21 protein-coding genes are annotated in these 20567 nt (G+C 75.2%); 10 read left to right on the top strand and 11 right to left on the bottom strand.

Going from position 1 to position 20567, the window contains the following annotated elements:
* Window positions 1-18: 18 nt before the first annotated feature.
* From HNR08_RS22420 to HNR08_RS14210, 3 genes are all read right to left on the bottom strand, one after another.
* Window positions 19-876 (bottom strand): M15 family metallopeptidase, encoded by an 858-nt coding sequence (locus HNR08_RS22420; protein WP_146832206.1) that lies wholly within the window; start codon window positions 874-876, stop codon window positions 19-21.
* Between the two features lie 247 nt (window positions 877-1123).
* Complete coding sequence (locus HNR08_RS14215) at window positions 1124-2170, bottom strand: hemolysin family protein (protein ID WP_146832209.1); 1047 nt, start codon at window positions 2168-2170, stop codon at window positions 1124-1126.
* Window positions 2167-3486: a hemolysin family protein gene (locus tag HNR08_RS14210; protein ID WP_146832212.1), complete on the bottom strand. Its 1320-nt coding sequence runs from the start codon at window positions 3484-3486 to the stop codon at window positions 2167-2169. The genes HNR08_RS14215 and HNR08_RS14210 overlap by 4 nt, the downstream gene beginning before the upstream one ends.
* A gap of 187 nt (window positions 3487-3673) precedes the next feature.
* On the opposite strand from HNR08_RS14210, the gene HNR08_RS14205 reads away from it, so the two are divergent.
* From HNR08_RS14205 to HNR08_RS14190, 4 genes are all read left to right on the top strand, one after another.
* Window positions 3674-4447 carry a response regulator transcription factor gene (locus tag HNR08_RS14205; protein ID WP_146832215.1) on the top strand — a complete coding sequence of 258 codons (774 nt, stop codon included), beginning with the start codon at window positions 3674-3676 and terminating at the stop codon, window positions 4445-4447.
* Window positions 4444-5541, top strand: coding sequence for a sensor histidine kinase (locus tag HNR08_RS14200; RefSeq protein WP_246802871.1), 1098 nt, complete (start codon window positions 4444-4446; stop codon window positions 5539-5541). Before HNR08_RS14205 ends, HNR08_RS14200 begins: the two co-directional genes overlap by 4 nt.
* A gap of 94 nt (window positions 5542-5635) precedes the next feature.
* Window positions 5636-6619 (top strand): ABC transporter ATP-binding protein, encoded by a 984-nt coding sequence (locus HNR08_RS14195; RefSeq protein ID WP_146832218.1) that lies wholly within the window; start codon window positions 5636-5638, stop codon window positions 6617-6619.
* Window positions 6616-7428 (top strand): ABC transporter permease, encoded by an 813-nt coding sequence (locus tag HNR08_RS14190; RefSeq protein WP_146832221.1) that lies wholly within the window; start codon window positions 6616-6618, stop codon window positions 7426-7428. Before HNR08_RS14195 ends, HNR08_RS14190 begins: the two co-directional genes overlap by 4 nt.
* Here the strand turns inward: HNR08_RS14190 and HNR08_RS14185 are convergent.
* Window positions 7421-7936: a MarR family winged helix-turn-helix transcriptional regulator gene (locus HNR08_RS14185; protein ID WP_146832224.1), complete on the bottom strand. Its 516-nt coding sequence runs from the start codon at window positions 7934-7936 to the stop codon at window positions 7421-7423. The genes HNR08_RS14190 and HNR08_RS14185 overlap by 8 nt on opposite strands.
* 110 nt (window positions 7937-8046) lie before the next feature.
* Between HNR08_RS14185 and HNR08_RS14180 the strand changes: the two genes are divergently transcribed.
* The gene (locus HNR08_RS14180; protein ID WP_146832227.1) at window positions 8047-9345 is read left to right on the top strand and encodes a multidrug effflux MFS transporter; all 1299 of its coding nucleotides are present in this window, start codon (window positions 8047-8049) and stop codon (window positions 9343-9345) included.
* A gap of 211 nt (window positions 9346-9556) precedes the next feature.
* Window positions 9557-13453 (top strand): multifunctional oxoglutarate decarboxylase/oxoglutarate dehydrogenase thiamine pyrophosphate-binding subunit/dihydrolipoyllysine-residue succinyltransferase subunit, encoded by a 3897-nt coding sequence (locus tag HNR08_RS14175; protein ID WP_246802872.1) that lies wholly within the window; start codon window positions 9557-9559, stop codon window positions 13451-13453.
* Between the two features lie 51 nt (window positions 13454-13504).
* Here HNR08_RS14175 and HNR08_RS14170 read toward each other — a convergent pair whose 3' ends face one another.
* A complete protein-coding gene (locus HNR08_RS14170) occupies window positions 13505-14470 on the bottom strand; it encodes a GlxA family transcriptional regulator (RefSeq protein WP_146832233.1) in 966 nt (321 codons plus the stop codon).
* Between the two features lie 94 nt (window positions 14471-14564).
* Here HNR08_RS14170 and HNR08_RS14165 point away from each other — a divergent pair, with 94 nt between their 5' ends.
* On the top strand, window positions 14565-14720 hold the full coding sequence (locus HNR08_RS14165) for a hypothetical protein (RefSeq protein WP_168432034.1): 156 nt from the start codon (window positions 14565-14567) through the stop codon (window positions 14718-14720).
* A gap of 190 nt (window positions 14721-14910) precedes the next feature.
* A complete protein-coding gene (locus HNR08_RS14160) occupies window positions 14911-15510 on the top strand; it encodes a GDSL-type esterase/lipase family protein (protein ID WP_146832236.1) in 600 nt (199 codons plus the stop codon).
* Here the strand turns inward: HNR08_RS14160 and HNR08_RS14155 are convergent.
* The 4 genes from HNR08_RS14155 to HNR08_RS14140 form a co-directional block, all read right to left on the bottom strand.
* Entirely contained in the window at window positions 15507-15833 is a 327-nt protein-coding gene (locus HNR08_RS14155; RefSeq protein WP_146832239.1) for a hypothetical protein, read from the bottom strand. The genes HNR08_RS14160 and HNR08_RS14155 overlap by 4 nt on opposite strands.
* A gap of 65 nt (window positions 15834-15898) precedes the next feature.
* Window positions 15899-16516, bottom strand: coding sequence for a PadR family transcriptional regulator (locus tag HNR08_RS14150; RefSeq protein WP_307724238.1), 618 nt, complete (start codon window positions 16514-16516; stop codon window positions 15899-15901).
* Entirely contained in the window at window positions 16516-17376 is an 861-nt protein-coding gene (locus HNR08_RS14145; protein WP_146832242.1) for a DUF4097 family beta strand repeat-containing protein, read from the bottom strand. The genes HNR08_RS14150 and HNR08_RS14145 overlap by 1 nt, the downstream gene beginning before the upstream one ends.
* Before the next feature lie 74 nt (window positions 17377-17450).
* On the bottom strand, window positions 17451-18539 hold the full coding sequence (locus HNR08_RS14140) for a type IV pilus twitching motility protein PilT (RefSeq protein WP_146832245.1): 1089 nt from the start codon (window positions 18537-18539) through the stop codon (window positions 17451-17453).
* A 142-nt stretch (window positions 18540-18681) separates the two neighbouring features.
* On the opposite strand from HNR08_RS14140, the gene HNR08_RS22900 reads away from it, so the two are divergent.
* The gene (locus tag HNR08_RS22900; protein ID WP_123371254.1) at window positions 18682-18756 is read left to right on the top strand and encodes a 50S ribosomal protein bL37; all 75 of its coding nucleotides are present in this window, start codon (window positions 18682-18684) and stop codon (window positions 18754-18756) included.
* Between the two features lie 71 nt (window positions 18757-18827).
* Here the strand turns inward: HNR08_RS22900 and rsrA are convergent, their stop codons facing one another.
* Window positions 18828-19124, bottom strand: coding sequence for a mycothiol system anti-sigma-R factor (gene rsrA, locus HNR08_RS14135; protein WP_146832248.1), 297 nt, complete (start codon window positions 19122-19124; stop codon window positions 18828-18830).
* Window positions 19121-19858, bottom strand: coding sequence for a sigma-70 family RNA polymerase sigma factor (locus tag HNR08_RS14130; protein ID WP_146832251.1), 738 nt, complete (start codon window positions 19856-19858; stop codon window positions 19121-19123). Before HNR08_RS14130 ends, rsrA begins: the two co-directional genes overlap by 4 nt.
* Before the next feature lie 115 nt (window positions 19859-19973).
* Here HNR08_RS14130 and HNR08_RS14125 point away from each other — a divergent pair, with 115 nt between their 5' ends.
* Window positions 19974-20519: a DoxX family protein gene (locus HNR08_RS14125; RefSeq protein WP_146832254.1), complete on the top strand. Its 546-nt coding sequence runs from the start codon at window positions 19974-19976 to the stop codon at window positions 20517-20519.
* The last annotated feature ends 48 nt before the right edge of the window (window positions 20520-20567 follow it).

Genomic DNA, 20567 nt, shown 5'->3' with positions numbered 1-20567 from the left:
CCTCGTGTCGGGGGGACGTCAGCCGTAGTACTCGCCGTCGGCCATGACGCCCTTGGTGTACTCCCAGTGCCAGCGCTCGTAGGGGCCGCTGCCGCCCGGCCGGGCCCACGCGGGGTTCTCCCAGCCGAACACCGGCGCGTTCTCGTTCAGCCACTCCCACTGCGCGCCGGTGGTCTGCGAGCTGCACAGGTCGACCGCGAGGCCCCAGCCGTGGTTGCTGCGCCCGGCGGGGGCGGCCAGGCCGCCCTTCTGGGCCTTCACCGCGCGCTGCTCGGCGAGGGTGCGGTAGCCGCTCGACAGGCACAGGTCGGTGCCGAACCGGGTCACCCACATCTCGTTCAGCTCGGCGAGCGCCTCCGCGGCGTCGGCGCGCAGCTTCGTGCTGCCGTCCCAGAGGTAGCAGAGGTCCGACGCGGGGAGCTGGCCGTTGGCGCTGCCGGTGCCGGCCTCGCCGCTGCAGCCGGGCAGGATCTCGCGGTCCTCGCTGCGGCTGGCGCCCACCTCGGCGCGCAGCGCGGTCGCGTCGGAGGACACGAGCGAGGCGGGCGGCAGCACGACCGACGCGGACGACGTCAGCGCCTCGACGGTGGTCGGCAGCGTCGCGTCGGCCTCGGCGTCGGTGAACGTGTCGTCGCTGCGCGCCGCCTCCTGCGACAGCGGCACCGCCACGGTCACCGCGGCGATGGTCAGCAGGACCCCGGCGCGGGTGCCCCAGCGCGCGAGCGGGTTGGACGGCGAGCGGCGGGCGGGGATCGCGGGGTCGGCCTCGGCGGGCGCGGCACCAGCGGGCGCGGAGGCCGCGCGGGCCGCCGCCTCGCGGAGCTGGCGACGGGTCGGCGAACCGGTGGCGGCGGGCTGCGCGCTGTGCGACGCCACGGGACCTCCGATGCTCGCTGACGGACGAGGGCGACCCTCCTCCGAGCGGGCGCGCGAGACCGCGCGGGACCTGCTGACCGGGAGGGCGATCACGAAACCATAACGGCGCCGACGCCCCGCTCCAACCCCCTGCCGGGAAGTTCGTTGACGGATCATCGGCGTGTCGTGGGGAATCACCCACCGGGGTGACCCGAACGTGTGACGAAGGTCCCACGTCCGGGTCAGTCGAACCCGGCGAACCGCCCGGCTAGTGCCGGATCGCGCCCCGCTGCATCGCGTCCCGGACCTCGCCGACCAGCTCCTCGAGGATGTCCTCCAGGAAGACCACGCCGACCGCCCGGCCCTCCTCCTCGACCCGCGCGAGGTGCACGCCGGAGCGCTGCATCGCGGCGAGCGCCTCCTCCACCTCGTCCCCGGGGGCGACGACGGCGAGCGCGCGCACCCGCCACGTCGGCACGGGCAGCCGCCGGGACTCGTCGTCCGCGTACAGCACGTCCTTCACGTGCAGGTAGCCGGTGGGGCTGCCGTCCCGGCCGAGCACGGGGAACCGGCTGTACCCGGTCCGGGCGACCAGGCGTTCGACGTCGTCCGGCGTGACGTCGGCGGGCACCGGGACGAGGTCCGCCACCGGCACCATGACGTCCGCCGCGGTGCGGTCGGAGAACTCGATCGCCCCCGACAGCAGCCCCTGCTCGTCCGCGAGCAGCCCCTCGGCCTGCGACTGCTGGACGATGGACTGCACCTCCTCGGCGGTGAACGCCGACGCGACCTCGTCGCGCGGGTCCACCCGGAACAGCCGCAGCACGTGGTTGGCGACCCAGTTGAGCGCGAAGATCACGGGCCGCACCACCCGCGCCAGCCAGACCAGCGGCGGGCCGAACACCAGCACCGCCCGGTCCGGGCCGGACACGGCGAGGTTCTTCGGCACCATCTCGCCCAGCACGACGTGCAGGTAGACGACCACGAGCAGCGCCACGACGAACGCGATCGGGTGCGCCAGGCTCGTGCTGACCCCGAGGGCGTACAGCGGGTCCTCGATCAGGTGCGCGATGGCGGGCTCCGCCACCAGGCCGAGGCTGGTCGAGCAGACCGTGACGCCGAGCTGCGCGCACGCCAGCATGAGCGACACGTGCTCCATGGCCCACAGGACGGTGGTCGCCCGGCGGTCGCCGCCCTGGGCGAGCGGCTCGATCGCGGACCGGCGGGCGGAGATGATCGCGAACTCGGCCGCGACGAAGAACGCGTTGCCGGCCAGCAGCGCGACGGCCAGGGCGAGGGCGACCCCGTTGCTCATCGGTCGCTCCCCTCGGCTCCGGCGGCCGGCTGCACGACGACCCGCTCGACGCGCCGCCGGTTCATCGACTCGACGCGCAGCCGGACGTCGTCGGCGACGACCTCGTCCCCGACCTCGGGCACCCGCCCGAGCGCGGCCATGACGAGGCCGCCGAGCGTCTCGTAGGGCCCGTCCTCCGGCACGACCAGGCCTGTGGTCTCGGTGAGCTCGTCGGGCCGCAGCAGCCCGGACACCACCCAGGCGCCGTCCGCGCGCCGGGAGGCGTTCGTGCGGCGGCGGTCGTGCTCGTCCGCGACGTCCCCCACCAGCTCCTCGACGACGTCCTCGAGCGTCACGACCCCGGAGGTGCCGCCGTACTCGTCGACCACGACGGCCATCTGGATGCCGTGCTCGCGCAGCTCGACCAGCAGCGGCCCGAGGTGCACGGTCTCGGGGACGCGCGGGGCGTCCACCATGAGGGCGGCGGCCGGGACCTCGCCGCGGCGCTCGTACGGCACCGCGATCGCCCGGCGCAGGTGCACCAGCCCGACGATGTCGTCGGAGTCGTCGCCGATCACCGGGAACCGGGAGTGCCCGGTCTCCCGGGACAGCCGCACGACGTCGGTCGCCGTGTCGTCCCGGCGGAGCACGACCACCCGCTGCCGGTCCGTCATCACGTCCACGGCGGTGAGGTCGGTGAACTCGATCGAGTTCGTGAGCAGCACGGCGGTCGACTCGTCGAGGGTGCCGACCTGCGCGGACCGCTTCACCAGCGCCGCCAGCTCCTGCGGCGACCGCCCGCCGGACAGCTCCTCGCGGGGCTCGACGCCCACCCGGCGCAGCAGCGCGTTCGCCGAGGAGTTGAACAGGGTGATCAGCGGCCGCAGCGCCGAGGTGAACCCGGCCTGCAGCGGCGCGACCCACCGGGCGGTGCCGAGCGGGCGGCTGATCGCGAAGTTCTTCGGCACCAGCTCGCCGAACAGCATCGAGAACCCGTTGACCAGGACCAGGGTCAGCACCACCGCCACGGCGCCGCCGGCCGCCACGCCGAGGAACGAGTCCCGCAGCGGCTCGGCCAGGAGCCGGTTCACCGCGGGCTGCGTCGTGTAGCCGAGCAGCACGGTGGTCACCGTGATGCCGACCTGCGCACCGGACAGCTCGGTGGACAGCCGGCGCAGCGCCTTGAGCACGCTCTGCCCCCGGCGGTCGTCGGGGCGGGTCTGCCCCTCCACGACACCCGGGTCGAGCGTGACCAGCGAGAACTCGCTGGCGACGAACACCGCCGTGCCCGCGGTCAGGACGACGCCGAGCAGCACGAGCAGCCACTCGGTCAGCACGGGTCACCCCCCGCGGGGGTCGCCGCGCGGCGCACGACGGCGCGGGCGGGCGGGGTCAGGAGGCAGGAGGGGCCGGCATGGTCTCCCCCGGGCTCGGCGGCCCGGGAACGACGCCGGCAGCGACTTGAGCTGCTCATGGTGGGGTCGATCATACGAAACCTCCACACGCGCGCTCTACGCTGGGTCGATGACGTTCGCATCCCGCCCCGGCGCCGCCGCCGGCAGCCCTGCCGGCACCCCGGGCGCCGCGTCCACCACGGTGCTCGTCGTCGAGGACGAGCCCGCCATCGCGACGGCGGTCGCCCGCCGGCTCTCCGCCGAGGGCTGGCAGGTCGAGACCGTCGGGGACGGCCTGCAGGCGGTCGACGCCGCGGCCCGCCTCGACCCCGACGTCGTGGTGCTCGACGTCATGCTGCCGGGCATCGACGGCCTCGAGGTGTGCCGCCGCATCCAGGCCGACCGCCCCGTGCCCGTGCTCATGCTGACGGCCCGCGACGACGAGACCGACATGCTCATCGGTCTGGGCGTCGGCGCGGACGACTACATGACCAAGCCGTTCTCGATGCGCGAGCTGGTCGCCCGGGTCAAGGCCCTGCTGCGCCGCCAGCAGCGCGCCGCCCTGGCCGCGGAGCGCGCCGCGTCCGCCCCCGAGGCGGAGCCGCCGGTCGCCGTCGGCGACGTCGTGATCGACCGCGCCCAGCGCCGGGTGCACCGCGACGGCACCGAGGTGCACCTGACGCCGACCGAGTTCGACCTGCTGCTCGCCCTGGCCGCGAGCCCGCGCACCGTGCTCACCCGCGAGCGCCTGCTGGCCGAGGTCTGGGACTGGGTGGACGCCTCCGGGACCCGCACCGTGGACTCGCATGTGAAGGCTCTGCGCAGGAAGCTCGGCTCCGACCTGATCCGGACGGTGCACGGAGTCGGCTACGCCCTCGAGCCCGCGGGAGGCGGCACCGCGTGACGGCCCCGACGCCGCCCCGGCACCAGCGGCCGGCCCGCGTGGGGCGGCTGCCCGACGTGCGCCCGCTCGACCGCCTGCGCTCGATCAAGATCAAGCTCGGCGTCCTGGTCGCGGCGGCCGTGTTCGTCGCGGCGCTGCTCACCTGGATCGGCCTGAACAACGCCCTCGGCCCGACGCGGACGTTCCCGATCGTCATCGTCCTGGCGCTGGTGATGACGCAGGTCCTCGCCCGCGGGATGACGTCGCCGCTCCGGGAGATGACCGCCGCGGCGCGCGCCATGGCCGCCGGCGACTACAGCCGGCGGGTGCGGGCCACCAGCCGCGACGAGGTCGGCGAGCTGGCCGTCGCGTTCAACCGGATGGCCGACGACCTGGAGCAGGCGGACACGGTGCGCCGCGAGATGGTCGCGAACGTGTCGCACGAGCTGCGCACCCCGGTGACGGCGCTGCAGGCGCAGCTGGAGAACATCGTCGACGGCGTGAGCGACCCGGACCCCGAGGCGATGCGGGCGGCGCTCGCGCAGACCCAGCGGCTCAGCCGGCTCGTGGCGACCCTGCTCGACCTGTCCCGGCTCGAGGCCGGCGCCGTCGACCTGCAGGTGACCGAGGTGCCGCTGCAGCAGTTCCTCGAGGAGGCCGCGCAGGAGGGCCGGCTGGTCGGCGCCTCGAAGGACCTGACCTTCCCCGTCCAGGTCGACCCGCCGAACCTCACGGTCCCCGCCGACCGGGAGCGGCTGCACCAGGTGGTCGCCAACCTCGTGCAGAACGCCGTCCGGCACTCGCCGCGGGGTGCGCCGGTCCGCCTGGAGGCGCACCGGTCCGGCGGCTGGGTCCGGCTGGACGTGGTGGACCAGGGCCCCGGCATCGCCGCGGACCAGCGCCAGCGCGTGTTCGAGCGGTTCGCGCGCGGGAACACCCCGGCGATCACGGGCCAGATCTCCACCGGCGGCACCGGCCTCGGCCTGTCGATCGTGCGCTGGGCGGTCACGCTGCACGGGGGGACGGTCGAGGTGGCCGACACCCCCACCGGGTGCACCATGCGCGTCATGCTCCCGTCGCGGCGGCAGAGCCGCCCCACGACCGGCGCGTTCTGAGCCCCGGCTCCACCCGGCGGCGGAGCACCCGCTGAGCAGCGGTTCCGCCTCGCGGCGGATGCTGCGCACCCCGCCGGGCTCCTAGGGTCGGGGCATGCCACCCGACGCGACGCAGATCGAGGTCAGCCACCTCACCAAGACGTTCGGTCCGGTCCGGGCCGTCGACGACCTGAGCTTCACCGTCCGCCCCGGCCGGGTGACCGGCTTCCTCGGCCCGAACGGCGCCGGCAAGACCACCACGCTGCGGATGCTGCTGGGGCTGGTCGCCCCGACCAGCGGCACCGCCACGATCGGCGGCCGGCGCTACGCCGACCTCGAGCGGCCGATGCGCACCGTCGGCGCCGCCCTCGAGGCCGCGGACTTCCACCCGGGCCGCACCGCCCTGGACCACCTGCGGGTGTTCGCCCCGCAGGCCGGGGTCCCGGACGCCCGCGCCGCGGAGGTGCTCGACCTGGTCGGGCTGTCCTTCGCCGCGAAGCGCCGCGTCGGCGGCTTCTCCCTCGGGATGCGGCAGCGTCTCGCGCTGGCGACGACGCTGCTCGGCGACCCGCCCGTGCTGCTGCTGGACGAGCCCGCCAACGGCCTGGACCCCGAGGGCATCCGCTGGCTGCGCGACCTGCTGCGCGCGCTGGCCGCCCAGGGGCGCACGGTGCTGGTGTCGTCGCACGTCCTGTCCGAGGTGCAGCAGACCGTGGACGACGTGGTCATCATCGCCGGCGGCCGGCTGGTGCACGCCTCGACCCTGGAGGAGCTGAGCCGGCTGGCCGCGCCCCGGGTGCGGGTCGCGTCGCCGGACGCCGCGGGCCTGGCCGCGCTGGTCGCCGCCGGCGGCTGGCCGGGTGCGCAGGTCGCCGCCGGCGTCGTCGAGCTGACGGACACCGACGTGGCGACCGTGGGGCACGCCGCCCACGCCGCGGGCCTCGAGCTGCACGAGCTCGCCACCCAGGGCGCCGGCCTGGAGGACGTGTTCCTCCGCCTGACATCGCCGCAGGCCGCCGGCCAGGGCGCGCACGCGGCACCACCCGGTCCCGCGACCGCCGTGCCCACGCCCGACTCGACCGCCGGAGGTGCGCGGTGAAGGACACCCTGGTCTCCGAGTACCGGAAGATCGTCACGACCCGCACCTGGTGGGTCCTGCTCATCGTCATGGTCGTGTACATGGCGTTCATCGGCGGCATGTTCGCCTTCGCGTTCACGTTCGACTCCTCGGGCGTCGAGGGCGTGGAGACCGACATGCCGCAGGGGCTCGACCCGCGCAGCATCGCGATCGCCGTCTACACGCTGCCCGCATCGCTCGGCTACGTGCTGCCCCTGCTGGTCGGCGTGCTGTCCGTGACCGCGGAGTTCCGGCACCGCACGCTCACCCCGACGCTGCTCGCGCAGCCGGACCGGAACACCTTCGTCGTCGGCAAGCTGCTGGCCAGCGTGCCGATGGGCGTGCTCTACGGCGTGCTCGGCACCCTCGCCACGGTCGGCGCCGGCGCCCTGGCGCTCGTCCTGACGGACACCCCGACCATGCTCGACGACGCCGGCATCTGGGGCGTCATCGCCCGCACCGCGCTCGCGCTGGTCGTGTGGTGCGTGCTCGGCGTCGGCCTCGGGTTCGCGATGCCGAACCAGGTCGTGGCGATCGTCGTCGTGCTCGCCTGGACCCAGTTCGTCGAGCCGATCGCCCGCCTGGTGCTCGGCCTGAACGACGCGACCGCCGGCATCGGCAGGTACCTGCCGGGCGCGGCGGGCGAGGCGATCAGCGGCGGGTCGTTCTACTCGGCGAGCGGGATCGGCAGCCTGCTGAGCCCGGCGGCCGGGGCGCTGGTCCTGGTCGGCTACGCCCTGCTGCTCGCGGCCCTCGGCCGGTTCACCACGCTGCGGCGCGACATCACCTGACGGCGCCCGCCGCCGGTCCGGCGCCCCCGTCGTCCTCCCGGGCGGCGGGGGCGCGCGTCTGCCCCGCCAGGCGCGCGAGCGGCCCGGCGGCGGCCCGGACGGCCGCGGCGTCCGCCGGGTCCAGCCGGGCGAGGGCCGACCCGAGCGTCTGCGCCCACGCGTCCTCGACCGTCCCGCGGCGGCTGCGGGCCCGGGCCGTCGGGTGCAGCCGCGCCACCCGGCGGTCGGCGGCGTCCGCGACGCGCTCCACGAGCCCGCGCCCGGCGAGCCCGCGGACGGCGGCGCTCACGTTGCTCTGGCGCAGGCCCAGCGCCGCGGCGGCCCCGCCCACGCTCGTGCCCGGGTGCTGGTCGACGTACCGCATGACCTCGAACTCCGTGGGGGGCAGCCGCGGCAGGCCGCCCGCCTGGTCCCCCTGCTCCTGGCGCACCGCGCGGGACAGGTCGTGCAGCGCGACGGCGAGCTGCCGGAGGCGGGCCGCGTCGTCGGGGCTCGTGGCGTCGGTCACGCGCCGACCGTAGCAGGATGCCTATGACTCGACATATATGGGTTCATAGATAAGATGCTCCCCGGCAGCGGCACCGAGCCGCCTTTCTTCCGCGCTGGAGCACCTCCCCCATGACCGCATCCCCGGGCACCGCCGTGCCCGCGACCGCCGACGTCGACGCGACCCCGGCCGCCCCGGCCCCCGCCGGCCGCCCGCTCTCCCCCGCCGTGACCGTCGTCCTCGCGCTGCTCACCGCGATCGCGCCGCTCGCGACCGACATGTACCTCCCGGCGTTCCCGCAGCTCGCGCGCGACCTCGGCACCCGCGCCTCGGCCGTGCAGCTCTCGCTGACCACCTTCATGGTGGGCCTCGCCCTCGGCCAGCTCGTCATCGGGCCGCTGTCCGACCAGCGCGGCCGCCGCGGGCTGCTGGTCGCCGGCAGCGCGGTCTGCGCCGCCGCCGGGCTCGCGTGCGCGCTCGCGCCCTCGATCGGCTTCCTCGTCGCCGCCCGGTTCGTGCAGGGCTTCAGCGGCGCGGCGGGCGTGGTGCTCAGCCGCGCAGTCGTCAGCGACCGGGCGCGCGGGAACGCGGCGGCCAAGCTGTTCGGCGTCATGATGCTCATCCAGGGCGTCGCGCCCGTTGCCGCCCCGCTGCTCGGCGGCACGCTCGTCACCGCCGTCGGCTGGCGCGGGGTGTTCGCGATCCTCGCCGGGGTCAGCGCGCTCATGCTCGTCGGCGTGCTCGCGCTCGTCCCGGAGACCCTGCCCCGCGAGCGCCGCACCGGCGGCGGCCTGGCGGCGACCGCGCGGGACGCCCGCACCGTGCTGACCAACCGGCGGTTCCTCGGCTGGACCGGCGCGCTGGTGCTCGGCTTCGCGGCGATGTTCGCGTACATCTCGGCGTCGCCGTTCGTGCTGCAGAACGTGCTGGGCCTGTCGGTCGGCGCGTACTCCGTGGCCTTCGCGGCCAACGCCCTGGGCCTCGGGCTCGTCGCCGGGCTCGGCACGGCGCTGGTCGACCGGTTCGGCGCCCGGCGCCTGCTGGCCGCGGGCGTGACCGCGGTGGCCGTGCTCAGCGTGCTGCTGCTGGCGGACGTCGTCCTGCTCGACCTGCCCCGCTGGCCCACGCTGGTGCTGCTGTTCCTCACCGTGAGCGCGCTCGGCCTGGTGTTCGGGAACGCCACGACGCTCGCGACGGAGGAGGCGGCGCGGGCGGCGGGCACCGGCTCGGCCGTGATGGGCGCGCTGCAGTTCGGCCTCGGCGCGCTCGTGTCCCCGCTGGTGGGGCTGCGCGGGGAGCACGACGCGCTGCCGATGGCCGTGACGATGGTGGTGCTCGCGCTCGGCGCCGCCGTCGCGGCGCGGGTGGCGGCGACCGCCCCCGCACGACGCGCTCCCGACGCGCCCATGACCGAGTTGGCACGCGGCTGACCCCGGGCAGACCCGCAGATGGGACGCCCGACACCCCCCGCCGACCCGCTGCGTGACGGGTGTGTGAACCACCCGCGCGTCGGGCCTCCCGAGGGGAGATGACGGCCGGTCAGGACGTAGGGTTGGGCACGAACTGATCCGGCGAAGACGCGGTCGGCAGGCCGCGGAGGAAGTGGGCGATCCTCGCGTGTCCCAGCATGCCGAGCCAGACGTGAACCGTGCCGATTTCGGCGCCAACACGTGGCTGGTGGACGAGCTGTACGAGCAGTACCTCCAGGACAAGACCGCGGTCGATCCCGCGTGGTGGGACTTCTTCGAGGGCTACCGGCCCTCGGCGCCCACCCCGACGACCTCGGGCGCACCGGACGGGGCGTCGGGGGACGCCGCGCCGGCCGCCCCGGCCGCGGCCCCCGCGGCCCCCGCGGCGACCGCCCCGGCGGCTCCGGCGGTGACGCCCGAGCCGCGCCCGGCCCCGCCGGCCGAGCGCCCGGGCACGGTGGCCGAGCGCCCGGGCACGGTGGCGGACACCGGGGCACCCCGCCCCGCGCGCACCGGTGACGGCGCGGTCCCGCCGGCCCCGGCGCCCGCCGTGACGAGCGCCCCGCAGGAGCAGCCGACCCCGCGCGACCCCGAGCCCGCGCCGGTCACCTCTCCCGTGGCCACCGCGCAGCCCGCGACCGCCCCCTACGCCCCCGCGGCGAAGGCGGCCCGCGAGGCGGAGCAGGAGGTCCCCGAGGTCCCCGACGAGACCCAGCGCCTGCGCGGCCCCGCCGCACGGGTGGTCACCAACATGGAGGCCAGCCTGGAGGTGCCCACCGCGACGTCGGTGCGCGCGATCCCGGCCAAGCTCCTGGTGGACAACCGCATCGTCATCAACAACCACCTGGCCCGCGGCCGGGGCGGCAAGGTCTCGTTCACGCACCTCATCGGCTTCGCGCTGGTCGAGGCGCTGGGCGAGATGCCGGCGATGAACAGCGCGTACACGCTGGTCGACGGCAAGCCGGCGGTCCTCACGCCCGCGCACGTCAACCTCGGCCTGGCGATCGACCTGGCGAAGCCGGACGGCACCCGCCAGCTCCTCGTCCCGAGCATCAAGCACGCCGAGACGCTGGACTTCGCGCAGTTCTGGAACGCGTACGAGGACGTCGTGCGGCGCGCCCGCGGCGGCAAGCTCGGCGTCGACGACTTCGCCGGCACGACGATCTCGCTGACCAACCCCGGCACCATCGGCACGGTGCACTCCGTGCCGCGGCTCATGCAGGGCCAGGGCACGATCATCGGCGTCGGCGCGATGGACTACCCCGCGGAGTTCCAGGGCACGTCCGACGAGCAGCTCAACAAGATGGGCGTGTCGAAGGTGCTGACGGTGACGTCCACCTACGACCACCGCATCATCCAGGGCGCGCAGTCCGGGGACTTCCTGCGGATCCTGCACCGCAAGCTGCTCGGCGAGGACGGCTTCTACGACCGGGTGTTCGCGTCGCTGCGCGTGCCCTACGAACCGATCCGCTGGGTCAAGGAGGCCGCCGACCCCGACGCCGAGGCCATCAAGCCCGCCCGGATCGCCGAGCTGATCCACGCCTACCGGTCGCGCGGCCACCTCATGGCCGACACCGACCCCCTGGCCTACCGGCTGCGCAAGCACCCGGACCTCGACGTGCAGACGCACGGCCTGTCGCTGTGGGACCTGGACCGGACGTTCCCGACCGGCGGCTTCACCGGCCGGCCGCGGGCCACGCTGCGCCAGGTGCTCGGCCTGCTGCGCGACTCGTACTGCCGCACCACCGGCTTCGAGTACATGCACCTGCAGGACCCGCGCCAGCGGCGCTGGCTGCAGGAGCGGCTGGAGGCCGGCTACGCCCCGACGCCCCGCGAGGACCAGCTGCGCATCCTGCGCCGGCTGAACGCCGCCGAGGCGTTCGAGACGTTCCTGCAGACGAAGTACGTCGGGCAGAAGCGGTTCTCCCTCGAGGGCGGCGAGTCCGTCATCCCGCTGCTGGACGCGGTCCTGTCCCGCGCCGCCGAGGGCGGCCTGGACGAGGTGGCCATCGGCATGGCGCACCGCGGCCGGCTCAACGTGCTCGCGAACATCGCCGGCAAGTCGTACGGCCAGATCTTCAGCGAGTTCGAGGGCAACCAGGACCCGAAGTCGGTCCAGGGCTCCGGCGACGTGAAGTACCACCTCGGCACCGAGGGCGTGTTCCAGGCCGAGTCCGGCGCCTCCACCCGGGTGTACCTCGCGGCGAACCCGTCGCACCTGGAGGCCGTCGACCCCGTGCTCGAGGGCATCGTGCGCGCCAAGCAGGACCGCATCGACCTCGGCGGCGACGGGTTCTCCGTGCTGCCGATCCTCATCCACGGCGACGCGGCGTTCGCCGGGCAGGGCGTGGTCTTCGAGACCCTCAACCTGGCCCAGCTGCGCGGCTACCGCACCGGCGGCACGATCCACGTCGTCATCAACAACCAGGTCGGGTTCACCACCGGGCCGTCCTCGTCGCGGTCCTCGCAGTACGCCACCGACGTCGCCAAGGGCCTGCAGGTCCCGATCTTCCACGTCAACGGCGACGACCCCGAGGCGTGCGTCCGGGTCGCCGAGCTCGCGTTCGAGTACCGCGAGCAGTTCGACCGCGACGTCATCATCGACATGGTCTGCTACCGCCGCCGGGGCCACAACGAGGGCGACGACCCCTCGATGACCCAGCCGCTCATGTACAACCTCATCGAGGCGAAGCGGTCGGTCCGCAAGCTCTACACCGAGGCGCTGGTGTCGCGCGGCGACATCACGCTGGAGGAGGCGGAGCACGCGCTGCGCGACTACCAGGCGCAGCTCGAGCGGGTGTTCGCCGAGACCCGCGAGGAGGGCTGGACGCCGCCGTCGCCGGACGCCGAGCCCGTCGCCGGCCTGGAGCGTCCGGAGTCCCAGCGCGAGGACGCCGGCGTCATCATCGGCTGGCAGACCGCCGTCCCGGCCAAGGTGCTGGAGCGGATCGGCGCCGCGCACGTCCGGGCGCCCGAGGGCTTCACGGTGCACCCCAAGCTCGCGCAGCTGCTCGCCCGGCGCGAGCAGATGTCCCGCGAGGGCGGCATCGACTGGGGCTTCGGCGAGATCCTCGCGTTCGGCTCGCTGCTCATCGAGGGCACCCCGGTGCGGCTCGCCGGGCAGGACTCCCGGCGCGGGACGTTCGTGCAGCGGCACGCCGTCATGCACGACCGGGAGACCGGGGCCGAGTGGACGCCGCTGCTCTACCTGTCGGCGGACCAGGCGAAGTTCTGGATCTACGACTCGTCCCTGTCGGAGTACGCGGCGCTCGGCTTCGAGTACGGCTACTCCGTCGAGCGGCCCGACGCCCTGGTGCTGTGGGAGGCGCAGTTCGGCGACTTCGTCAACGGCGCGCAGACCATCATCGACGAGTTCATCTCCTCCGCCGAGCAGAAGTGGGGCCAGCACTCGTCCGTCGTGCTGCTGCTCCCCCACGGCTACGAGGGCCAGGGGCCGGACCACTCGTCGGCCCGCATCGAGCGGTTCCTGCAGATGTGCGCCGAGGGCAACATGACGGTCGCGCAGCCGACCACGCCCGCGTCGTACTTCCACCTGCTCCGGCACCAGGCGTACACCCGCCCGCGCCGGCCGCTCGTGGTCTTCACGCCGAAGTCGATGCTCCGCCTCAAGGCCGGTGCGTCCCAGGTCGCGGACTTCACGTCCGGCACCTTCCGGCCCGTGATCGGCGACGACGCCGCCGCCGCGAGCGCCGGCCGGGTGGACCGCGTGCTGCTCTGCTCCGGCAAGGTCTACTGGGACCTGGTCGCGCAGCGGGAGAAGCTCGGCGACGAGCGGACCGCGATCGTGCGCCTCGAGCAGCTGTACCCGCTCGACCACGAGGGCATCCGGGGGGCGCTCGCGCCGTTCGACGGTGCCGAGCTGGTCTGGGTCCAGGACGAGCCGCGCAACCAGGGCCCGTGGGGCTTCATGTCGCTGACGCTGCCGCAGCTGGTCGGCGCGCCGGTGCGGGCGGTGTCCCGCCCGGCCTCGGCGTCCACCGCCGCGGGCTCGGCGAAGGTGCACCAGGCGGAGCAGGCCGACCTGCTGCGGGCGGCGTTCGAGCGCTGAGCGGGGGCCGGCGGGGCGTGCCGGCGAGGACGACGAGCGGGGCGGCGGCGGTCAGGCGACCGACGCCGCCTCGTCCGTGCACGCGAACTGCCGCCGGTAGGCCTGCGGGCTGGTGCCGAGCACGCGGGCGAAGTGGTGCCGCAGCAGCGCGGCGCTGCCGAACCCGCTGAGCCGCGCCACCTCGTCGACCCCGGCGCCGCTGCGCTCCAGCAGCTCCTGGGCGCGCACCAGCCGCTGCCGGGTCACCCAGGCGGCCGGCGTGGTGCCGGTCTCGGCCCGGAACCGGCGGGCGAACGTGCGCTCCGACATGAGCGCCCGGGCCGCGAGGTCCGGCACGCTGAGCTCCTCGTCCAGGTGCTCGGCCATCCACGCCAGGAGCGGCGCCAGGGTGTCGGCGTCGCACGGCAGCGGCGTGTCGACGTACTGCGCCTGGCCGCCGTCGCGGTGCGGGGGCACGACCATCCGCCGCGCGACGGCGGCGGCCTGCTGCGCCCCGAGCTCGCGCCGGACCAGGTGCAGGCACGCGTCGATGCCCGCGGCGGTGCCCGCGCTGCTGATGACGCCGCGGTCCTCCACGTAGAGGACGGCCGGGTCCACCTCGGCCGCGGGGAACCGCTGCTGCAGGTCCTCGGCGTACATCCAGTGGGTGGTGCACCGGCGGCCGTCCAGCAGCCCGGCCTCCCCCAGGGCGAACGACCCGGAGCAGATGCTCATGACCCAGGCCCCGCGGTCGTGGGCGTCCCGCAGGGCGGCGAGCCCGGCCTCGCCGAACGCGTACGGCGCCTCGTAGGGCAGCGCGATCACGAGGTCGGCGTCCGCGGCGGCCTCGAGGCCGTGCGGCACCTCGAGCGTCAGGCCGGGCTTCATCGGGACGGCGCCCGGCTCGGGCGTGACGATCGTCAGCTCGAACGAGGGGCCCCCGGTGTCCGACCGGTCGATCCCGAACACCTCGCAGACCAGCCCGAGCTCGAACGCGGACACCCCGGGCACCGCGATGGCGGCGACGCGCTGCAGCATGTGGTCCAGTGTGCCACGGCTCTGGCTGGATCTCGATGGGATGCGGCAGTCCTGCCACTCGTGGCGCTGTCTGGATGGGCGCAGGATTTCTGCCATGGCGACGATCCTCCTGCTCCTGGCCCTGATCACCCTGACCGCGTGGCTCGGCGCGCGGCTCTACGACTGGCTCCGCACCGACGGCCTCGGCCACCGCACCCCGCCGCCGTCACACCGCGACTGGACCGAGGGCACGGACCCGTACCTGCACTGATCCGCACCCCCGCGAGACGGCAGCAGCCGGGCCTCCGGCCGCCGCCGAACCTCCGGCTCCTGCCTCTCGTCGCCGTGCGCCGGCGCGCGCGTGCGCGCGTCGGTCCGGCCGGACCCGCGTGCGGCTGCGAGACTGGTCCGCGACGCGCGGCGCCTCGCCGCGGCGTCGTCGCGAGAGGACGGGGACGGACGTGGGCGAGCTGCCGCTGCGCCTGGTGGTGGTCGGTGACGAGCTGGCCGCGGGGGCGGGCGATCCGCGCGCACTGGGCTGGGTGGGCCGCGTGGCCGCCCGCACGACGACGCCGGCGCCGCCGACCGTCCTGACCCTCGCCGTGCCGGGCGAGACCACCTCCGGACTGTCGGCGCGCTGGGACGAGGAGGTCTCCCGGCGCTCGTCGCCGGACGTGGACACCCGGCTCGTCGTCGCGCTGGGTCGCGCCGACGCCCAGGCGGGCCTCTCGCTGGCGCGCAGCCGGCTGAACCTCGCGAACGTCCTCGACGCCGCCGAGCAGCGCCGGATGCCGGCGTTCGTCGTCGGCCCGCCGCCCGGCGCCGGCGTCGAGGGCACCGTGCTGGCGGACCTGTCCGCGGCGTTCGCCGACGTGACGACCCGCCGCCGGGTGCCGTACGTCGACACGTTCACCCCGCTGGCCGGGCACGAGCAGTGGCTCGCCGACCTGGCCGCCGGCGACGGCGCCCTGCCGGGCCAGGCCGGCTACGGGCTCATGGCCTGGCTGGTCCTGCACTCGCACTGGAACGCGTGGCTGGGCCTGCCGGAGGACGTCGGCTAGGAGCGCCCCTCGCGGACCCGGCGACGCCACCGCGCCAGCGCGATCAGACCGACCGCGAGCAGCCCCGCCAGCACCAGGACCGGGGACGCGAGCAGCCCGAGGAAGAGCACGGAGTCGCGCGGCGTGAGCGTGCAGCCGAAACCGATGCCCTCGCACTGCCCGCCCGGGTTCTCGTCCGGGGAGAGCAGCCACCACACCGCGCCGACCGCGGCGGGCAGTCCCCACAGGGCCCCGAGCACCGTCCAGTAGGGCGCCGGACCGGGACCGCGGCCGGCGGGTGGCAGCGGCGCGGAGTGCGGCCCGCCCATGAGCTCGCGCGACATGCCCGCAGCGTAGGCCCGGCGCCGGGCGCCGCGGGCGCGAACGGGCGCGGCGGGGCCGCCGGCGTTCAGCGTGGCGGCAGCGTCGCCGTGATCGCCGCCCGCGCGGTGGCCAGCACCGTCCGCACGGTGTCCGCGGTCAGCGCGCTGACCCCGCCGCGAGCGTCCGCCTCCCGCAGCGCCGCACGGACGTCCGCCCGGAACGCCGCGAGCTCCGCCTCGACCTCGGCCCGCCGGGCCCGCGCCGCCTGCCGGCCGGCGGCCGCACCGGTGTCGTCCGGGCGCTCCGCGCGCGCGGCCGCCCGGGCCTGCTGGGCGGCCGCCGCGACGTCCGCCCGCATCCCGGCCATCGACCCGGCGACCTCGAGCCGCACCCGCTCCGCGAGGTCCCGCACGGTCCGGGCGAGCTCGTGCTCCAGGAGCGAGAGCTCGGCGCGGTGCGCCTCCAGCTCGTCCCGGCCCCGCCGCGTGAGCGTGTAGAGCGTCTTGCGGCCGGCGGCGGTCCGCTCGACGAGCCCCTCCTCCTCCAGCCGCGCGAGCCGCGGGTACACCGTGCCGGCGCTCGGCCGGTAGGTGCCGCCGAACCGGTCGGACAGCGCGGTGATCAGCTCGTACCCGTGCCGCGGCCCGGCCTCCAGCAGCGACAGCAGGTAGAGCCGGAGCTGGCCGTGCGCGAAGACCGCCATCAGATGCCCGCGCCGGGGTCCGTCCCGCCGGCGTCGGCGACCGGCTCGTCGAGGGGCGCGCCGTGCAGCACCGTGAGGTGCCCCGAGACGGTCTGGGAGGTGACGAAGCACGTGGCCCGGTCGTCGCGCAGGTCCACGCTCGTCCGCCCGGGGCGCCGGTCGCCGTGCTCGACGCCGTCCACGACGACGCGCCCCGACACCGAACGCGCCTCGATGCCGACGCCGTGCCCGGACGGCAGCCGGACCGCGACGTCGCCGGACACCGTCCGGACGTGCAGGACCGAGCTGGGGGCGCGGCAGTCGACGGTCACCTCGCCGGAGACCGTCGTGACGGAGACGCGGGACAGCGGGCCGGAGGCCGTCGCCGAACCGGAGACGGTGCCGACCGACAGGTCGCCCGTGTGGTCGCGCACGACGACGTCGGACGACACGCTCTTCACGGACAGCGCCCCCCGCGTGCCGTCCGCGACGACGGCGCCGCCGACCGTCGACACCGTGGCGTCCTGCTGGAGCCCGGCGAGGAGCAGGTCGGCGTGCACGGAGGTCAGCGAGGCGGCGACCCACCGCGGGACCGCGAGGTGCACGTCCACGCGGTCGTGCTGGTGCGGGCCGCGCAGCCGGTCGAGGAAGCCGTCGATGCCGGTCACCGAGCGCACCCCGGCCCAGAGCGCGCCGTCGGCGTACGTGACCTCGAGCGGCAGCCCGTCGACCCGGTGCACCTCGAGGCGCGCGGTGGTCAGCGCCGGGTCCTCGTGGGCGACGACGTCGACGCGCCCGCCGTTGACCTGGACCCGCAGCGAGCGGACGTCCGCGACCTCGATGATCTGCGGGCCGATGACGACCCAGGACTCGGTGGCCATGATGCTCCTCGGAGGTCGAGATATATCGCGTCAGGCCACGCTATCCCCCACGGCGGGGACCCACAAGGGCAGGATCAGGCGATGAGGCCGACGGCCCGCAGCTCGACGGTGAGGTCCTGCGGGTTCGTCGCGACGGCGAGGGCCTCCTCGTACGTGACCTCCCCGTCGCCCACCAGCCGCACCAGGTGCTGGTCGAAGGTCTGCATCTTGTAGTACGAGCCCTGCTTGATGAGGTCCAGCAGCGGCTCGGTGCTCGACGGGTCGACGATCGCCTCCGCGGTGCGGCCGGTGTTCACCAGCACCTCGACCACGACCGTCCGGCCCCGCCCGTCCGCGCGCCGGACGAGCCGCTGGGACACGATCCCCCGCAGGGCCTGCGCGAGCGCCACCCGGATCTGCTGCTGCTCGTGCGGCGGGAAGAAGTCGATGATGCGGTTGACGGACTCGGCCGCGTCGATGGTGTGCAGCGTCGACAGCACCAGGTGCCCGGTCTCCGCCGCGGACAGCGCCGCCCGGACGGTCTCGACGTCGCGCATCTCGCCGACGAAGATCACGTCGGGGTCCTGCCGCAGCGCGGCGCGGAGCGCGACCGTGAAGTCGGCCGTGTCCTGCCGGATCTCGCGCTGCGAGATGATGCCGCGCTTGTCCTGGTGCAGCACCTCGATCGGGTCCTCGATCGTCACGATGTTCGCCTCGCGCACCGTGTTGATCAGGTCGATCATCGACGCCAGCGTGGTCGTCTTGCCCGACCCCGTGGGGCCGGTGACCAGCACCAGGCCGCGCGGCTCCAGCGCCAGCTCCCCGAGCACCTCCGGCAGCCCGAGCTCCTGCAGCGACTGCGCCCCCATGCCGACCAGGCGGAACACCAGCCCGTACGTGCCCCGTGCCTGGTAGGCGTTCACCCGGAACCGCCCGACGCCGGACAGCGAGAACGCGAAGTCCGCCTCGTGCGTGTGCGTGAACTCCTCCGCGAGCTCCGGGGGCAGCACCTCGTCCAGCATGTTCGCGGTGTCGCGCGGCGTCAGCGCCGGCACCTGCAGGCGGCGCAGCCGCCCGTCGACGCGCACGCGGGGCTCCGACCCGACCTTGACGTGCAGGTCGGACCCGCCGGCCTGGGCCAGGGCGTGCAGGAGGGGGACGACGGACTGCGGCTGCTCGGTCACCCCCAGTTGATCGGCCGGAACCGGCCCGGCCTTGAACGCTCCGTGCGGACCCACCCCGGCCGGTGTGGGACGATGGGGGGTCACTGGGCCGTCGGGGCACCGCTTCCGTCACGGCCGAAAGAGCCTGACCAGGGAGAGATCGATGAGCAAGCGTGGCCGCAAGCGCCGTTCCCGCGCCGGGAGCTCCGCCAACCACGGCAAGCGCCCCAACGCCTGAGGTTCAGGCGTCGCGAACGCACGAAGGGCCCGGTGCAGCACGCACCGGGCCCTTCGTCGTCGGGCGGCCCGCTACAGGGGCCGGGTCACCCGCAGCTCGGTGAGCCGCGCGTGGATCTTGACCCGCAGGTCGGCCGGCGCCTGCTCCTGGCAGCACCGCCGCACGAGCTCCTTGAGCATCGTCTCGACGGCCATCTCGTCCAGGCAGGGGCGGCAGTCCTCGATGTGCTCCCGCACCCGCGCGGCGTCCAGCGGCTCCAGCTCGCGGTCCACGTACGCGAACAGCCGGCCGAGCGCCTGCTCGCAGTCCGGGCCGCAGCCCTCGGACGTCCCCCCGGCGGCCCCTGCCGCCGCGTCCCAGCCCGTCATCGCGTCCTCCTCGATGATCCCGTCCCGGCCTCGTCGGCCGGCGCCGCGGCCACGAGCCCCCGGTCGCGGGCGTAGTCGGCCAGCATCTCGCGCAGCTGGCCCCGTCCGCGGTGCAGCCGGGACATCACCGTCCCGATCGGGGTGCCCATGATCTCGGCGATCTCCTTGTAGGCGAAGCCCTCGACGTCCGCCAGGTACACCGCGATCCGGAACTCCTCGGGCAGCCGCGCGAGCGCGTCCTTCACGTCGGAGTCCGGCAGGTGGTCGAGCGCCTCCGCCTCGGCGGACCGCAGGCCCGTGGAGGTGTGCGACTCGGCGCGCGCGATCTGCCAGTCCTCGATCTCGTCCGCCTGGGACTTCTGCGGCTCGCGCTGCTTCTTGCGGTACGTGTTGATGAACGTGTTCGTCAGGATCCGGTACAGCCACGCCTTGAGGTTCGTCCCCGGGCGGTACTGGTGGAACGCCGCGAACGCCTTCGCGAACGTCTCCTGGACCAGGTCCTCCGCGTCCGACGGGTTCCGGGTCATGCGCAGGGCAGCGCCGTACAACTGGTCCAGGTAGACCAGCGCCTCGGCCTCGAACCGCTCGGTGCGCGCCGCGTCGTCCTCGGACTCGGGGGCGCGGGTGGTGTCCTCGCTCATCGGCACCGAGCCTAGTCCGCGCGCGAGGGGGATGCCGGGCGCGGGGGGTGCGGTGAGCACGGCCGCGGGCCGGTCGAGGGTGGAACAGCTCATGGCCTGCACAACGCGGCCGGGAGCCCGGTCCATTCCCGGGCAGCGCACAGCATCCGCGGCCACTAGGTTGGGGCGCAGGCGCCCGTGCGTCGCGGGCCCAGCGAGGGAGGACGTCATGCTGCTGCGCCGGATCGCCCGACCGCTGTTCGCGTCGTGGTTCCTGGGCGAGGGGGTCGACGCGCTGCGGCACCCCGCCGCCCACGTCGCCGTGGCGCGCGGGGCGGTGGACCGGCTCACCGCGGCCGTGCCCGCCGGCGCCCTCGGCGGGGCGCTCGACGCCTACCGGCACCCGACGGACCGCCAGCTCACCGCCGTCGTGCGCGCGCACGGCGGCGCCACCGCGCTGGCCGCCGTGCTGCTCGCGACCGGCCGGGCACCCCGGACCGCCGCGCTCACGCTCGCCGCGCTCACGCTGCCGCTGGCCGCCGCCGACGGCCCGGCGTCCCGCAAGGAGCGGGCGCGCCTGGGCGAGCACGACAAGAAGGAGCGCCGGGCCCGGTTCCTGCGGGCGTTGTCGCTGTCGGGGGGCGCCCTCATCGCCGCCGCGGACACGGCCGGGCGCCCCGGCGTGCGGTGGCGGGTCGAGAACGCCCGCGCGACGAAGGCGGCGGTGGCGAAGGCGGCCGCCGCGAAGCAGGCCGTGACCGACGCCGTCGGCTGAGCCGTCCGCGGACGCGTCAGCGTCCCGTCCCGCGGGCTCGATAGCCTG

Origin of the sequence: Cellulomonas hominis, from assembly GCF_014201095.1 — a bacterium.
Lineage (GTDB): Bacteria > Actinomycetota > Actinomycetes > Actinomycetales > Cellulomonadaceae > Cellulomonas > Cellulomonas hominis.
This window is presented reverse-complemented; position numbering and strand designations above follow the sequence as displayed.

Excerpts from the sequence above, each read along its gene's own strand:
- HNR08_RS14215 (WP_146832209.1), bottom strand. The coding sequence starts at position 2,170 with ATGAGCAACGGGGTCGCCCTCGCCCTGGCCGTCGCGCTGCTGGCCGGC.
- HNR08_RS14205 (WP_146832215.1), top strand. The coding sequence starts at position 3,674 with ATGACGTTCGCATCCCGCCCCGGCGCCGCCGCCGGCAGCCCTGCCGGC.
- HNR08_RS14195 (WP_146832218.1), top strand. The coding sequence starts at position 5,636 with ATGCCACCCGACGCGACGCAGATCGAGGTCAGCCACCTCACCAAGACG.
- HNR08_RS14180 (WP_146832227.1), top strand. The coding sequence starts at position 8,047 with ATGACCGCATCCCCGGGCACCGCCGTGCCCGCGACCGCCGACGTCGAC.
- HNR08_RS14170 (WP_146832233.1), bottom strand. The coding sequence starts at position 14,470 with ATGCTGCAGCGCGTCGCCGCCATCGCGGTGCCCGGGGTGTCCGCGTTC.
- HNR08_RS14165 (WP_168432034.1), top strand. The coding sequence starts at position 14,565 with ATGGCGACGATCCTCCTGCTCCTGGCCCTGATCACCCTGACCGCGTGG.
- HNR08_RS14155 (WP_146832239.1), bottom strand. The coding sequence starts at position 15,833 with ATGTCGCGCGAGCTCATGGGCGGGCCGCACTCCGCGCCGCTGCCACCC.
- HNR08_RS14150 (WP_307724238.1), bottom strand. The coding sequence starts at position 16,516 with ATGGCGGTCTTCGCGCACGGCCAGCTCCGGCTCTACCTGCTGTCGCTG.
- HNR08_RS14145 (WP_146832242.1), bottom strand. The coding sequence starts at position 17,376 with ATGGCCACCGAGTCCTGGGTCGTCATCGGCCCGCAGATCATCGAGGTC.
- rsrA (WP_146832248.1), bottom strand. The coding sequence starts at position 19,124 with ATGACGGGCTGGGACGCGGCGGCAGGGGCCGCCGGGGGGACGTCCGAG.
- HNR08_RS14130 (WP_146832251.1), bottom strand. The coding sequence starts at position 19,858 with ATGAGCTGTTCCACCCTCGACCGGCCCGCGGCCGTGCTCACCGCACCC.
- HNR08_RS14125 (WP_146832254.1), top strand. The coding sequence starts at position 19,974 with ATGCTGCTGCGCCGGATCGCCCGACCGCTGTTCGCGTCGTGGTTCCTG.